16 protein-coding genes, 1 tRNA gene and 1 pseudogene are annotated in these 12852 nt (G+C 39.2%); 7 read left to right on the top strand and 11 right to left on the bottom strand.

Annotated features, from left to right (window positions below; all coding sequences use genetic code 11):
- Nucleotides 1–70: 70 nt before the first annotated feature.
- Nucleotides 71–231, top strand: a pseudogene (locus A5N85_RS01275) (IS1595 family transposase); the annotation flags it as partial.
- Nucleotides 232–402: 171 nt separating this feature from the next.
- On the opposite strand, the gene A5N85_RS01270 reads toward A5N85_RS01275, so the two are convergent.
- From A5N85_RS01270 to ychF, 5 genes are read right to left on the bottom strand one after another with little or no spacing between them, the layout of a single operon-like run.
- A complete protein-coding gene (locus A5N85_RS01270; protein WP_072575599.1) occupies nucleotides 403–729 on the bottom strand; it encodes a DUF1820 family protein in 327 nt (108 codons plus the stop codon).
- 1 nt (nucleotide 730) lies between these two features.
- Entirely contained in the window at nucleotides 731–1510 is a 780-nt protein-coding gene (locus tag A5N85_RS01265) for a 3'-5' exonuclease (RefSeq protein WP_072575598.1), read from the bottom strand.
- A gap of 45 nt (nucleotides 1511–1555) precedes the next feature.
- The gene (locus A5N85_RS01260; RefSeq protein WP_072575597.1) at nucleotides 1556–2176 is read right to left on the bottom strand and encodes a YdbL family probable chaperone protein; all 621 of its coding nucleotides are present in this window, start codon (nucleotides 2174–2176) and stop codon (nucleotides 1556–1558) included.
- Nucleotides 2177–2199: 23 nt separating this feature from the next.
- Nucleotides 2200–2769 carry an elongation factor P gene (gene efp, locus A5N85_RS01255; protein WP_072575596.1) on the bottom strand — a complete coding sequence of 190 codons (570 nt, stop codon included), beginning with the start codon at nucleotides 2767–2769 and terminating at the stop codon, nucleotides 2200–2202.
- A 21-nt stretch (nucleotides 2770–2790) separates the two neighbouring features.
- Entirely contained in the window at nucleotides 2791–3882 is a 1092-nt protein-coding gene (gene ychF / locus A5N85_RS01250; RefSeq protein ID WP_072575595.1) for a redox-regulated ATPase YchF, read from the bottom strand.
- A 169-nt stretch (nucleotides 3883–4051) separates the two neighbouring features.
- Between ychF and A5N85_RS01245 the strand changes: the two genes are divergently transcribed.
- The gene (locus A5N85_RS01245; RefSeq protein WP_143143144.1) at nucleotides 4052–4807 is read left to right on the top strand and encodes a substrate-binding periplasmic protein; all 756 of its coding nucleotides are present in this window, start codon (nucleotides 4052–4054) and stop codon (nucleotides 4805–4807) included.
- A 272-nt stretch (nucleotides 4808–5079) separates the two neighbouring features.
- Here A5N85_RS01245 and pth read toward each other — a convergent pair whose 3' ends face one another.
- The 6 genes from pth to A5N85_RS01215 all read right to left on the bottom strand — a co-directional run bounded on the left by pth (nucleotide 5080) and on the right by A5N85_RS01215 (nucleotide 9830).
- A complete protein-coding gene (gene pth, locus A5N85_RS01240) occupies nucleotides 5080–5652 on the bottom strand; it encodes an aminoacyl-tRNA hydrolase (protein WP_072575593.1) in 573 nt (190 codons plus the stop codon).
- 10 nt (nucleotides 5653–5662) lie between these two features.
- On the bottom strand, nucleotides 5663–6349 hold the full coding sequence (locus A5N85_RS01235; RefSeq protein ID WP_072575592.1) for a 50S ribosomal protein L25/general stress protein Ctc: 687 nt from the start codon (nucleotides 6347–6349) through the stop codon (nucleotides 5663–5665).
- Nucleotides 6350–6413: 64 nt separating this feature from the next.
- Nucleotides 6414–7352, bottom strand: coding sequence for a ribose-phosphate pyrophosphokinase (locus A5N85_RS01230; RefSeq protein WP_084601511.1), 939 nt, complete (start codon nucleotides 7350–7352; stop codon nucleotides 6414–6416).
- Nucleotides 7353–7397: 45 nt separating this feature from the next.
- Nucleotides 7398–7473: transfer RNA gene (locus A5N85_RS01225), tRNA-Gln, on the bottom strand.
- A 112-nt stretch (nucleotides 7474–7585) separates the two neighbouring features.
- On the bottom strand, nucleotides 7586–8146 hold the full coding sequence (locus A5N85_RS01220; RefSeq protein WP_072575590.1) for an outer membrane lipoprotein LolB: 561 nt from the start codon (nucleotides 8144–8146) through the stop codon (nucleotides 7586–7588).
- On the bottom strand, nucleotides 8124–9830 hold the full coding sequence (locus A5N85_RS01215; protein WP_245935944.1) for a tetratricopeptide repeat protein: 1707 nt from the start codon (nucleotides 9828–9830) through the stop codon (nucleotides 8124–8126). The genes A5N85_RS01220 and A5N85_RS01215 overlap by 23 nt, the downstream gene beginning before the upstream one ends.
- A 53-nt stretch (nucleotides 9831–9883) precedes the next feature.
- Between A5N85_RS01215 and hemA the strand changes: the two genes are divergently transcribed.
- The 5 genes from hemA to A5N85_RS01190 all read left to right on the top strand — a co-directional run bounded on the left by hemA (nucleotide 9884) and on the right by A5N85_RS01190 (nucleotide 12809).
- On the top strand, nucleotides 9884–11176 hold the full coding sequence (gene hemA, locus A5N85_RS01210) for a glutamyl-tRNA reductase (RefSeq protein WP_072575589.1): 1293 nt from the start codon (nucleotides 9884–9886) through the stop codon (nucleotides 11174–11176).
- 5 nt (nucleotides 11177–11181) lie between these two features.
- Entirely contained in the window at nucleotides 11182–12264 is a 1083-nt protein-coding gene (gene prfA / locus A5N85_RS01205) for a peptide chain release factor 1 (RefSeq protein ID WP_072575588.1), read from the top strand.
- Nucleotides 12264–12533 carry a DMT family transporter gene (locus A5N85_RS01200; protein ID WP_072575587.1) on the top strand — a complete coding sequence of 90 codons (270 nt, stop codon included), beginning with the start codon at nucleotides 12264–12266 and terminating at the stop codon, nucleotides 12531–12533. Before prfA ends, A5N85_RS01200 begins: the two co-directional genes overlap by 1 nt.
- Complete coding sequence (locus A5N85_RS17510) at nucleotides 12500–12574, top strand: hypothetical protein (protein ID WP_072575600.1); 75 nt, start codon at nucleotides 12500–12502, stop codon at nucleotides 12572–12574. The genes A5N85_RS01200 and A5N85_RS17510 overlap by 34 nt, the downstream gene beginning before the upstream one ends.
- Nucleotides 12575–12665: 91 nt before the next feature.
- Nucleotides 12666–12809, top strand: coding sequence for a DMT family transporter (locus A5N85_RS01190; RefSeq protein WP_084601509.1), 144 nt, complete (start codon nucleotides 12666–12668; stop codon nucleotides 12807–12809).
- Nucleotides 12810–12852 lie beyond the last annotated feature (43 nt).

Raw genomic sequence — 12852 nt, 5'->3', positions numbered from 1 at the left:
ATAATTCTACTACAAGTTGTTCTTTATATCTGCTTTGGATAGATTGGATTATAAGTGATTTTACTATAGCTATGCGAAACATTTTAGAGTAAACCATGGCAATAACGAGTTTGCTCATGGGCATTGCCATATCAATGGTATTGAGTCTTTTTGGAGCTTTACAAGTGGAGGTTGAGCAAGTTTAATGGTGTTACAGCCAATTTTGAGCTTCACTTAAAAGAGTGCGAGTGACATTGGAATCAGAACTCTTTGGAACTTGATTAAGTGATTTCTCCAACCTCTGCTAGTCTAGAGCTAGATTAATTATGGCTAGGTTTGATCAGCATACTTTTCAAACCACTACCAATAACTTTATTTAAAGTAAGAGTAATTTATTATTTTGTTAATGTGTAACAAGTTGCTTTATAGCTGAGGAAATGGACGAATTTTGTTACTGGGGTCTGTGCTTTCGGAGATACGACTTTCACCTGCTTGATGTACTTGGTCAATACGGATAATTTGATGATAAGGGATAAATGTTGTTCGGACATTTCCAAATTCTGCTATAAGCTTTTCTGTGCGTGGATCAATAATTCTCTGCTGTTCTTCTGCGAAGATAAATTCTTCTAAACAAATAAAACCGTGCATATCTGATGGATAAACATGACGAACAAACAGGTCATAGGTATTTTTATCTGTTTTAAATTGAACGCGATAAATCACGGCATTCGTTAGGGTATTCTGAGGCATATTATTTCCAGCAGTCTAAAAAGGCTTGTAGATGAGGCTGATTTTTTTGCATAAGGTATTGGCGAAATTGTGTGTAATGATGTTGGAAATCTGGCTCGGTTAATCGTCCACGTAAACGCTCGAAATGCAGAAATACACCATAAGTATTTGCTACGTCGGTTTCACAGTAATCACAGATGGTTTCTTTTTCATTTGCATCCCAAAGCGTTTGTACATTGCCACCATCAATATCAAGTTTACCTGGTAAACCACAAAGTTTAGCGATATCGTTTAATGGTGCGACAGCTCTTGCTTGATAGCCTGAAAGTACATCCATAATATCAATATGCTTCCAATGAAAACGACCGAGGTAATTGTTATAGCGTGCTTCTCTATCATTGTCGCCGACTTCAAAATAACTCGGTGCGCTAATGCCATGAAATAGTGCACGATAGTGTAAAACGGGTAAATCAAAGCCACTTCCGTTCCAGCTAACTAATGTTGGTGTTAATTTATCGATTCCTTCAAAAAAGCGTGCAAGAATTGTTTGCTCATTTTCGCCATTGCGTCCCAAACTCCAAAGTTTAATATTTTGAGGATTGACCCATAAAAGAGAGATGGCAGCAATTTTTTGAAGATGATGACGGATAAAGGTTGTGCCAGTAGCAGCTAACCGTTCTTGCTGCATTAAAGCAAGCAGTTCTTCATAGGATGTTGCTTGAGGCAGAGAATGTAATCGACGATAACCTTCGGTATCAGCAACGGTTTCAATGTCAAAAACTAAGATATTAGAGTCAAGCATAATGAGCTAAAGGAAAAAGTGATAGTAATAAAAAGCGTCAATATTTTATTTTTGCTGCCAGCGCCCGCCCGCTTGAACCCACCATCCTCTTTGCGCTTGCTCTATCCAGCGTTTAGCAAAAATTTGTCGGATTTGTTCTGCCCAGTTGGGTTGGTTATTGGCTTTAGCAATAGCAGCATAAAGCGCTTTACGGTCAGCATTTTCGGCATTAACTAATTTTTGCACCATTCCTCTATCAGCCATTGATACAGTACCAGCATCCCGAAGGGCAACATATCCATCGGCTGTTAGTCCAATAGCGCCATTATCATAATAGGGTTTGAGTTTATTAAAACGTGATGCCATTTTAGCTTTAATTGCACTAACTTCTGGTGAGCTAGCATTGAAATCAGGGCTTTGTGCATAAGCGCTTTGGCTAATAGTGCTTAAAAGTGCAACTAACCACTCTCTAGGAAGTATCTTGAAATAGCTTACTTTTAGCGTTTGCGCTTGAGAGGGCGAAGGGGCTGGTTGAGGTGTGACTTTGCTTTGCTGATGCCAAACGTCTTCTATAATCTGATCAGCCGCTTTTTCTGCTGCCGCAGCAGGGAAGTAGATGTTAACAGTGACACAAGCTGCTAGCGTTAGCAGAAATATTAACCAAGCACTTCTTTTCATTGCAATCATCAGTCTTCCCTCCTATATTTAAATTAGTCTTTTGCTCGACCAAGATATTCCGCGCTGCGAGTATCTACGCGAATAGTATCCCCAATATTTAGGAATAATGGTACGCGAACAACAGCACCGGTTTCTAAAGTTGCTGGTTTGCCACCACCACCGGAGGTATCACCGCGTAAACCTGGATCGGTATCAATGATTTTACGCTCAACAAAATTAGGCGGTGTTACGCTAATAATATTACCGTTCCATAGGACAACTGTGCAGTCATCTTGTTCTAGCAGCCATTTTTCCGCATCAGCAATAGCGCTTTGTGGCGCTGGAAGTTGTTCAAATGTTTCTGGATTCATGAAATACCAATTGTCTTCATCTTTATAAAGATATTGCATATTGGTTTCATGGACATCAGCCACTTCAACAGTATCACCAGATTTAAAAGTACGTTCAATAACACGGCCAGTTTTTAAATTACGAACTTTTGTTCGGTTAAATGCTTGTCCTTTTCCTGGTTTAACAAATTCATTTTCGACGATTGTATAAGGATCGCCATCTAACATGATTTTTAGTCCACCACGAAATTCATTGGTTGAATAATTCGCCATAAATGCCTCTTGGTTAAAAACTTAAACATTAAAACGGAAATGTATCACATCCCCTTCTTGGACGTGATAATCTTTGCCTTCTAAACGCCATTTTCCAGCTTCTTTTGCGCCAGTTTCACCGCCACAAGCAATAAAATCATCGTACGCAATGACTTCTGCGCGAATAAAGCCACGTTCAAAATCAGTATGAATAACGCCAGCAGCCTGCGGTGCAGTCGCATTTTTATGAATAGTCCATGCTCGAACTTCTTGCACACCAGCGGTAAAATATGTTCCTAAGTCAAGTAATTCATATCCCGCACGGATAACACGATTAAGTCCTGGTTCTTCTAAACCATATTCTTCAAGTAATTCTGCTTGTTCTTCAGGCTCAAGCTGAGAAAGTTCCGCTTCGATTGCAGCACAAACGTCTACAACGACAGCATCACTTTCTGCAGCTTTTGCTTTTACTGCGGCTAGATGTGGATTATTTATAGGGTTATCTTCCGATATATTTGCTACGTACATCATCGGCTTCATGGTGAGTAAGAAAAACTCCCGAGCAGCTTTTTTCTCTTCCTCTGTTAATGAAAGTGTGCGAGCTAACTTACCATCTTCTAAATGTGGCAAAAGCTTAGCAATGATATCTAATTTTAATTTAGCTTCTTTATCGCCACCTTTCGCAACGCGTGTTAATCGTTGTTGTGCCTTTTCTAAGCTAGCCATGTCTGCAAGAATAAGCTCAGACTCAATCACTTGAATATCGGCTAAAGGATCAACTTTACCGGCAACGTGTACAACGTCATCATTTTCAAAGCATCGAACGACTTGTGCAATTGCATCAGTTTCACGAATATTTGCAAGAAACTGATTGCCTAATCCTTCTCCTTGTGATGCGCCTTCCACTAAGCCTGCAATATCCACAAATTCCATTGTGGCAGGTAGTACACGTTGAGGGTTAACAATTTTAGCTAAAGCTTTTAATCGATTATCTGGCACATGAACAATACCGGTATTGGGTTCGATTGTACAAAATGGATAGTTTTGCGCATCAATCTCTGCATTGGTTAGTGCATTAAATAAGGTTGATTTACCAACATTTGGTAAACCAACAATTCCACAATTAAAGCCCATGAAAGTTCCTATTAAGCAAAAAATGAGCGATATTATAGCGAATTTATGGGGAAAAAAACATATAGATAAATCGATGTTTGAGAAAATATCATCCGCTTGAAAGCGGATGATAAAGTTGATAATATTTTATCTGTCTTTTCTGATAAAATATTAAACTCAAGGAGCAAGTGTGTTAAAAAGGACTTATTTTAATTTATTTAGGGGTGTTTGTGCTGGCGTATTTATAGGCGTATTTATATTAGTACAAGCGACGGAATATAGGGTGTCAATGTCATTGCCGAATTACGCACCACTGAATTTTTTATCAGAAAAAAGTGAAGTAGAGGGTTTTGAGCATGACGTTTTAGATGAAATTGCAAAGCGTGCAGGAGTTACCTTTAAATATAATTATAAAACTTGGAAAGAAATATTTACTGACTTAGATCAGGGACAAACGGATTTACTTTCTAGTGGGATTAGCATTACACCAGAAAGAAAGAAAAAATATTTTATGAGTGATTCTTATTTACAGATAGATCCTGTGGTTATTTTGACGATGGATCCTTCTATTGAAAAAATCGATGATTTAGTAGGAAAAAAAATTTCTGTAAAGAAAAATACTTCGCATGAAAAATTATTTCTTCAATTGAATAATGGTGATTCTGGGTATCTCCAATATGCAGATAGTAGTTGGCTAACAGTAAAAGATGTTTTAAAAAAAGAGGTTGTTGCTACGATTGCAGATTCTTCAATTGCTTCCTCTTATCTGAAGAATTATTCGAAGTTTGGCTTATTATCGAAAGTGGATACCTCATTTCCTAAAGATAATTATGGCTTTGTTATTAGTAAAGATAAGTCTGAGTTATTAAAAATAGTAAATGACTCTTTATCTGAAATGAAAAACGATGGAAGTTATGATAGATTAGTTAAAAAATGGTTCAATTAATTATTAGTAGCATGGAAAAGATATAGTTAGTTTTTAACTATATCTTTGAATAAAATATTATTTATTGATAGCAGAAAGTATAATCTTTAAATAAGATTAAATGTATAATCAAAGGCTAATAAAAGAGTTACAAAAATTAGATTGCTATTCCAATAAAGTATTTGTGCTTACTTTATTCATCTATTTTAACACCATAGCTATTCTAGTGGTCTTTCACTATATTTTTATAAAATATTGTTATTTAAAAGATAATAGAAGGTTTAATGAAAAAGTTATTTTTTACTATGCAGCCAGTGCATGGCTTTTTCCGAGCCGTCTTTTATAAATATCTCAAAAGCTCTTTCTGCATCAATTATTGTATTCTCAATTTTTTGCATGCCTTCTTTGCTTGGAGATTTTAAAACATAATTGATGACTTCATTTCGTATACCTGGATGTCCAATGCCAATTCGAATACGATAGAAATCTTTACTATTCAATGCTGAAATAATATCTCTTAAGCCATTATGTCCGCCATGTCCACCGCTATATTTTATTCTTGAAATTCCTTCATCTAAATCTAGTTCATCATGCGCAACAATAATATTATTAGAGGGAATTTGAAAAAAAATCGCAATAGCGTTGACGCTTCTTCCGCTATTGTTCATAAAGGTTTGTGGCTTTAATAAATGTACGGGGCGATTTTCAATAAAAATTTTCGTATAAAGTCCAAAGAACTTTTTTTCTTCTCTCCACTGTACGTTTTGCTGTTGAGCAATTGCATCTAATAGCCAAAAACCCGCATTATGGCGGGTTTTTGAATATTGATCACCCGGATTTCCGAGTCCAACCAATAATGTAGTCATAGCTACAAAATTACTCTTGCTCTTCGTTGTCGTCGGTATCCACTTCAGTTGCTGGAACTTCATCTGCAGCGACAGTAGTTTCTTCATCTTCATCCTCTTCTTCAGTTTGTGGCGGGAGAATTTGTCCTACAACTGTTTGCTCAAGGTCTTCTTCAGTCCATTCACCAGCTAAGCGAACGTCTTCTGGTAGTTTGATATCAGCTAAACGAATAGCATCACCAATTTCTAAATTACCCATGTCAACTTCAATATATTCAGGAATATCACGTGGGCGGCAAATAATATCTAAGCTGGTTAAGTTATGAGAAATAACACCTGCTGCCTTAACGCCTGGAGCTTCTTCTTCGTTAATGAAATGAAGTACAACAGTAGCATGGAGCTCTTGTCCACGAACAATGCGTTGGAGGTCAAAATGTTGGAAAAGGGGTTTGTAAGCGTGGTGCTGAACATCGCGAACAAGCACTTCGCTATCTTCTTTTCCTTCAACTTTTAGATTGATGATTTGAGAGAAAAAGCTTTCGTGCTTAGCGTTTTTAATTAGTTCATCTTGTTTGATAGCAATAGATAATGGTTGCTCATCAGCACCATAGACGATTGCTGGTACCCAACCTTCACGGCGTAGGCGGCGGCTCGCACCTTTCCCTTCGTCGTTACGGACAACGGCATTTAATGTGTAACGATAGTCTTGTTTAGACATGATTTACTCCAAAGTTAAAAAAGGGTGCTTGCGACCAGCACCCCAAGTAAGGCTGTTTATTGGCTTAATCAATAAACAGCGAAGAAATCGACTCTTCAACGTGGACTCGGCGAATGCTTTCAGCAACCAGTCCAGCAATAGAAAGTACACGGATTTTTGTGCATTTTTTAGCATTTTCACGCAGGGGGATAGAGTCGCTAACAACCAATTCATCCAACCCAGAGTTTGTAATGTTATCAATCGCACTACCGGATAATACAGCATGTGTACAATATGCCACAACGCTACGAGCACCTCTTTCTTTTAATGCAGTTGCTGCATTAGAAAGTGTGCCAGCTGTATCTACCATGTCATCAACGATAATGCAGTCGCAACCTTGAATATCATCACCAATAATATTCATGATTTCAGATTCGTTTGGACGTGGACGTCGTTTGTCAATAATGGCGAGTTTGGTTCCGACTCTTTTTGCAATAGCACGCGCTCTTACTACGCCACCAATATCAGGAGAAACCACGACAGGAGATTTTATGTCTTGTGACAAAATATCATTTAAAATAATAGGGGTAGCATAGATATTGTCTACGGGGAAGTCAAAGAAGCCTTGGATTTGGTCGGCATGTAAATCTAGAGTCATAACACGGTCTATTCCTACGCTTACAATCATATTTGCAATGACTTTTGCAGAGATAGGAACACGAGCAGAGCGTGGTCGGCGATCTTGGCGAGAGTAGCCGTAATAAGGAATAACTGCTGTAATGCGATTAGCTGAAGAGCGTCTCAATGCATCACTTAGGATAAGTAGTTCCATTACGCTATCATTAGTTGGATAGCAAGTTGGTTGGATGATAAAGACATCTTTTCCGCGGACGTTATCACGAATTTCAACTTGAATTTCGCCGTCGGAAAATTTACTTACGCTGGCGTTGCCTAAAGGCAGGCCGAGATGTTGAACAATTTGACGAGCGAGCTGGGGATTAGCATTGCCCGTAAACACAGTCATGCTGCCTCTTGACACGGCGATACCTATATTTTTCGTGAAAAGATATGGCTGGGGTGGAAGGATTCGAACCTACGCATGCCGGGATCAAAACCCGGTGCCTTAACCACTTGGCTACACCCCAGTAGTTTTTTGAGCCTGATGAATCTCAGGAAGGCGCTATTATATAAATATTTTTTTTAGATGCAATATTAAAATGTAGATTTTTGTTGCTTGTCTTTTTAACCTTATGAATTTTAATTTGTTTTAAGTTGATTGATAAGTAGGCGAATATAGTGGTCTTTTTGTTTTAAAGTGATTTGCTCGTAGTGGTTTGTTTGCCAATTCATCACACTAATTTGCCAGTTTTGGTAGGTAAAGTTAGGAGAGAGCTGAGGAGAAAGTATCCATTGTCTCAGTAAGGTAATAGGCAAAGATAGACCGAAACGCTCTGCAAGCGCTTCTTGGCTAATATTCTCTTTTCCATTTTGGGTATTTAAGGTTATTTGATTATTATTTGCGTGATAGATAATGTTTAAGACTTCTTGTCCTAGAGGATCGTAAAAGCTGAGGCTGTCTGCTTGATTTTGATGTTGCCAATGGACTTTGGCGCTAAATGCTTCGATTTTGCAGGCGCGATATGTTGGACATTTTGGGTAACGAAGCGCAATTTTTCCTTGAGCATCAAAGCTGCGATTTAATAATGAAGCGGAGGGCGTAAGCGTTGATATTTGTAGAGAAAAAGGATTACTACATGCGCTTAGAAGTGCAATGGTGGTGCTTAAAATAAGGAGTTTAGTGGGTTTTGTCCAGTTCAAGGCGTTTTCCTATTTCTTGTAAATAAGGATTATCGGGTTGACCTAAGCGTTCGTAATCATAGATTTCTTGCGCTAGATTTTTTTTACCATTAGCTGCGAGAATTTCAATATAGTGGGCAGTAACTTCGCCTTTTCGATAAGCTGCGTAAGCACGTTGTAGCCAGCTAAGAGCTTCTTCTGTTTTTCCTCGGCGATAAAGTAGCCAGCCATAGCTATCTTGTATGGCTGGACTATCTGGATAGTGTTTAATCGCTTCTCGAAGCATTTTAGCGGCTTCTTCTTGGCGTTCTGTTCGGGTTAGCAGAAGATAGCCGTATGCATTAAGAGCGTCAATATTAGCGGGATCAACCTTTAAGATTTTTTGATAACAGTTTTCGGCGTGTTTAATATCATTTTTAGCAATAAAGTGTTCTGCTTGAGCATAAAGCAAGTCAACGTGTTCTGGATAGGCATTAAGTGCTTCCTGCATCAACTTTTCGGCAGCTTCGTACTCAGATAAATTGTCTAGACGTGAGATTTCAACAAGATACATTTCCAATGCATAACCGGGGTAGTCTTCGCGTAAAGCAGAAAATTGTTCCTGTGCTGAAGAGATATTTTTCTCATCAAAAGCCATAAGAGCCATTTGTTGACGTGCTAGCATATCCATTCTGGAATCTTTAGGGATGGCTTTAAGATGATAAAGGGCGGTTTTGTTATCTTTTGCGTTAATAGCAGCTTGCGCCATTTGGAATTGAAATTGATCTTCATCTATAAAGCCATTTTTCAGCAAAGCTAGATAGGCTTGTTGAGCAGCATCATATTCGCCATTATTGGCATATAACCAAGCAATAAGAGATTCAATGCGTTCATCTCCGGGGCTAATTTGGTTCCAGCGTTTGGCGAGTTGTAGGGCTTTTTTCCATTGGTAATGATCTACTAACATATCTACTTCTGTAGAGATAAGATTAAGGTCATTGGGGTAGCGTTTGCGCAATTTGGTCATCATTTTTTGAGCTTCTTTGAGTTCCCCAACATCTGATAATGCTTTCGCTTGCATGAGTTCTAATTGACGCCAGTGTTTGTCAAGTCTTAAAGCATGATTAAACGCTTCTATGGCTAAATCAACTTGCCCCTGCTCTTTAGCGGCTAATCCTAAGTAGTAATATAGATAGGGATTGCTTGGAAAGTCGTCACTTAATTGTTGGAGTAATGTTACGCGATCATTGCCGTTTTCTAGATAAGGCAAAAGTCGCGCAAGTTGTGCGACATTTTGGGGTCCAGCATCATTTTGTAAAATGATTTTTATTGCTTCGTAAGCAGGTTTAGCCTGATTTTGCATGAGCAATGCTTGTACTAAAGCCAAATGCGCTTCATTGTCTTGTGGATAAGTGTTAATCCATTCTTGAGCAATTTTGGTGGCTTGTTCTAGTTGGACGGCTGCAATAGCTAAATCATAGCTATAGCTAAAGGCATTGTATTGTTTGCTTGCTTCTGCCACACCGTCAAATGAGCGTAGCGCCCGTTGATAGTTATCTGCGCGTTTTGCAAAATTCGATGTTAAAGCCCCATATAACCATTGGGAACTATCCTGCCATTGTGGCTTATCTGTTTGTTGAGTTGGCGAATTTTGAGCCCGCCCGATATTAGCATATAATGCGCTACCTAATACAATTGACCAATATGTCGCGCGCGATAATGACACTGTCCACCTTTTTTGGATATTGCGTTATAAACCTTTTTTCATCATACGCTATCATGAGCCATACAGCATTACAATCTTCTTTATATAAGAAAACAACTGGTATTTTTGTCTTTGGATTAAACCACCAAAGCGCAACAGTTGCTGTGCGAGAGAAACTAGCTTTTTCACCAGTACAAAGTCAAGCAATTCTTGAGAATATTCGGCAAGATTTTCCTAAGATGGAAGCGGCTTTGCTTTCTACTTGTAATCGCACAGAATGGCTATTTTGCGCTGACAGTGCACCGGATTTTACGGCTTGGTTGGCAAAAAAAGGTTACGCTGAGGAAGCTGCTTTGCGTAGTAGTACATTTTTTTATCGGGATAGGGAAGCTGTTAGACATCTATATCGTGTGGCTTGCGGTTTGGATTCTTTAATTTTAGGTGAACCGCAAATTTTAGGACAATTAAAAGCAGCGTATCGCCTTGCTAAACAAACTCGCACGATTGGTTCTTCTTTGGAGCGTTTATTTCAGCAAAGTTTTGCTATTGCAAAGCATATTCGACATAGTACGGGAATTGGCGAAAATCCTGTTTCAGTGGCATATGCGGGCGTTAAATTAACCCATCAGTTTTTTGATGATCACGAGCGTCGAACAGCGATGGTTATCGGCGCTGGAGAAACGGGACAGTTAACCGCGCGCTATTTAAAAGATTTAAATGTTAGACGAATTATTATTGCTAATCGTAGCTTAGAACGTGCGCAACTATTGGCAGAAGAAGTGGGCGGTTATGCGGTAACGTTGAAGCAAATTCCTGATCATCTCTATGAAGCAGATATGGTCTTTGGCGCAGTACAAGCTGAACAGTATTTGCTTACTCAAGCCGATGTCCAGCGTTCGTTAAAAAAACGCCGCCAAAGTTTCCAAGTTTTAGTAGACCTTTCAATGCCACGTATTTTTGAAAGCGATATAGAGCAATTACCAAGTGCATTTCTTTATAGTGTAGATGATTTAGAGCAAATTATTGACCATAATAAAGAAACTCGACAAAAAGCTGCCAGACAAGCTGAGGTAATGATTAACCTTTATAGCGATGATTTTATTGGGTGGTTACGCTCAAAACCACAGCAACAACTTATTCGCCAAATTCGCGAACAAGCTAATCAAACCCGCCAAGAGTTGTTAGCTGATGCTTATCGCCGTTTGGCACATGGTGAAGACCCCGCCATTTTACTTGAACAATTAAGTTATAAACTGACAAATAAACTACTTCATTCTCCGAGTGCAATGATTCATGCCATTCCGCCAGATCATAAAGATTGGCTTGCAATTGTTGCAGATACTTTTGAAACTGACCGTCACCATTAATTATTATGCACGCATCTATCCTTGCAAAGCTTGCTGAAATTGGCGAGCGACATGAAGAACTTAACGCCTTATTAGCAGATCCACAAACCGCTGCTGACCCAGATTTATTAAGAAAATATGGACAAGAGCACGCTCAATTAGCCCCCATTGTTGAAAAAACAGCGGAACTTGCTCGATTGCAAACAGAAAAAGAAGACCTTGAAGCATTAGCAAATGATGCAGAGATGCGCGAGTATGTCCGCGAAGAAATGCCTAAAAATGCGGCAGCGATCGAAACGTGTGAGCATGAACTTGAGCGTCTTATGATTCCACAAGACCCGCTTGATAATGCAGATGTCTTTTTAGAAATCCGTGCAGGAACGGGCGGCGATGAAGCGGCTATTTTTGCGGGGGATTTATTCCGTATGTATGGAAAATATGCAGAAATTCAAGGTTGGCGAGTAGAAGTTTTATCGGAAAATCCCGGTGAACATGGCGGATATAAGGAGATTATCAGTCGTGTCAGTGGTGATAAAGTTTATTCAACACTTAAGTTTGAAAGTGGTGCTCATCGAGTCCAACGTGTGCCAGAAACAGAATCTGGTGGGCGGATTCATACGTCTGCTGCAACCGTTGCTGTTTTACCAGAAAGCGAAGATATTGAAATGATAGAAATCAATCCGGCGGATTTGCGTATTGATACCTATCGAGCAAGTGGCGCTGGCGGACAGCATATCAATAAAACCGATTCTGCTATTCGTATTACGCATATTCCTAGCGGATTGGTCGTTGAATGCCAAGAAGAGCGTAGTCAGCATAAAAACCGGGCAAAAGCGATGCGCTTACTTCAAGCGCGGTTATTAGATGCCGAGCGACAAAAAGCTCAAAGTGAACAAGCCGCGGAACGAAAATCCTTAGTTGGGAGTGGCGATAGGAGTGAGCGAATTCGCACTTATAACTATCCGCAAAGTCGGGTTACCGACCACCGCATTAACTTAACGCTCTACTCATTAGCCGAAATTTTAGAAGGCGCTTTAGACTTAGTCATTCGCCCGCTACAACAAGAACAAGAAACCAAAGCACTACTTGCTTTGCAGGAAAATGAGTAATGAAAGCGCTGTTTATCGCGTTGATTGTTCTATTGGATGCGGGAATGGCGATTCAATCTGCGATTAACAGTCAGTTAGGAATCAGAGTTGGTCATGCTCCTTTATATGTGGCAACTTGGTCATTTTTTATTGGGTTCTTAGCGCTTGTGTTTGTTTCAATGTTTAGTGGGCAACTAGATAAATCTATTTTGCAAAACGCCCTTAGCCAACTTGGTATTATCAAATTGGTGGATTTATGGGCGCTTTTGTCGTCACAATGGTCATTTTAGGCGCACCCAAAATTGGCGTTGCCTTAACAGCGTTGTTATAGTGCAATCAGCTAAAAAACAAAACATCCTATAGCTCTTATCTAACCATTCTAGCGGTAGATAACGTTCTGTTTTTTAGCTGATTTGACTATAATGGTTTTAGGGCAATTACTGATGGCATTGTTTATTGATAAATATGGCTTTCTAGGTATGCCTATTCGAGGCATTGGTTGGAATAAAATTGTGGGATTGATTTTGGTTTTTATCGGGATTACGTTATTTAACTTAAAAAAATAGACAACAGGATGTCATATGGCAACATTTCTTACCCGTAATCTAA

It is taken from the genome of Suttonella ornithocola, assembly GCF_001889065.1.
Lineage (GTDB): Bacteria > Pseudomonadota > Gammaproteobacteria > Cardiobacteriales > Cardiobacteriaceae > Suttonella_A > Suttonella_A ornithocola.
Note: the sequence above shows the minus strand (reverse complement) of the source record. Positions and strands in the feature narration are given on the sequence as shown.

Coding starts and splice junctions, on each gene's coding strand:
- A5N85_RS01270 (WP_072575599.1), bottom strand. CDS start 729: ATGCCTCAGAATACCCTAACGAATGCCGTGATTTATCGCGTTCAATTT.
- A5N85_RS01265 (WP_072575598.1), bottom strand. CDS start 1,510: ATGCTTGACTCTAATATCTTAGTTTTTGACATTGAAACCGTTGCTGAT.
- A5N85_RS01260 (WP_072575597.1), bottom strand. CDS start 2,176: ATGATTGCAATGAAAAGAAGTGCTTGGTTAATATTTCTGCTAACGCTA.
- efp (WP_072575596.1), bottom strand. CDS start 2,769: ATGGCGAATTATTCAACCAATGAATTTCGTGGTGGACTAAAAATCATG.
- ychF (WP_072575595.1), bottom strand. CDS start 3,882: ATGGGCTTTAATTGTGGAATTGTTGGTTTACCAAATGTTGGTAAATCA.
- pth (WP_072575593.1), bottom strand. CDS start 5,652: ATGACTACATTATTGGTTGGACTCGGAAATCCGGGTGATCAATATTCA.
- A5N85_RS01235 (WP_072575592.1), bottom strand. CDS start 6,349: ATGTCTAAACAAGACTATCGTTACACATTAAATGCCGTTGTCCGTAAC.
- A5N85_RS01230 (WP_084601511.1), bottom strand. CDS start 7,352: ATGACTGTGTTTACGGGCAATGCTAATCCCCAGCTCGCTCGTCAAATT.
- hemA (WP_072575589.1), top strand. CDS start 9,884: ATGAGCCATACAGCATTACAATCTTCTTTATATAAGAAAACAACTGGT.
- prfA (WP_072575588.1), top strand. CDS start 11,182: ATGCACGCATCTATCCTTGCAAAGCTTGCTGAAATTGGCGAGCGACAT.
- A5N85_RS01200 (WP_072575587.1), top strand. CDS start 12,264: ATGAAAGCGCTGTTTATCGCGTTGATTGTTCTATTGGATGCGGGAATG.
- A5N85_RS01190 (WP_084601509.1), top strand. CDS start 12,666: ATGGTTTTAGGGCAATTACTGATGGCATTGTTTATTGATAAATATGGC.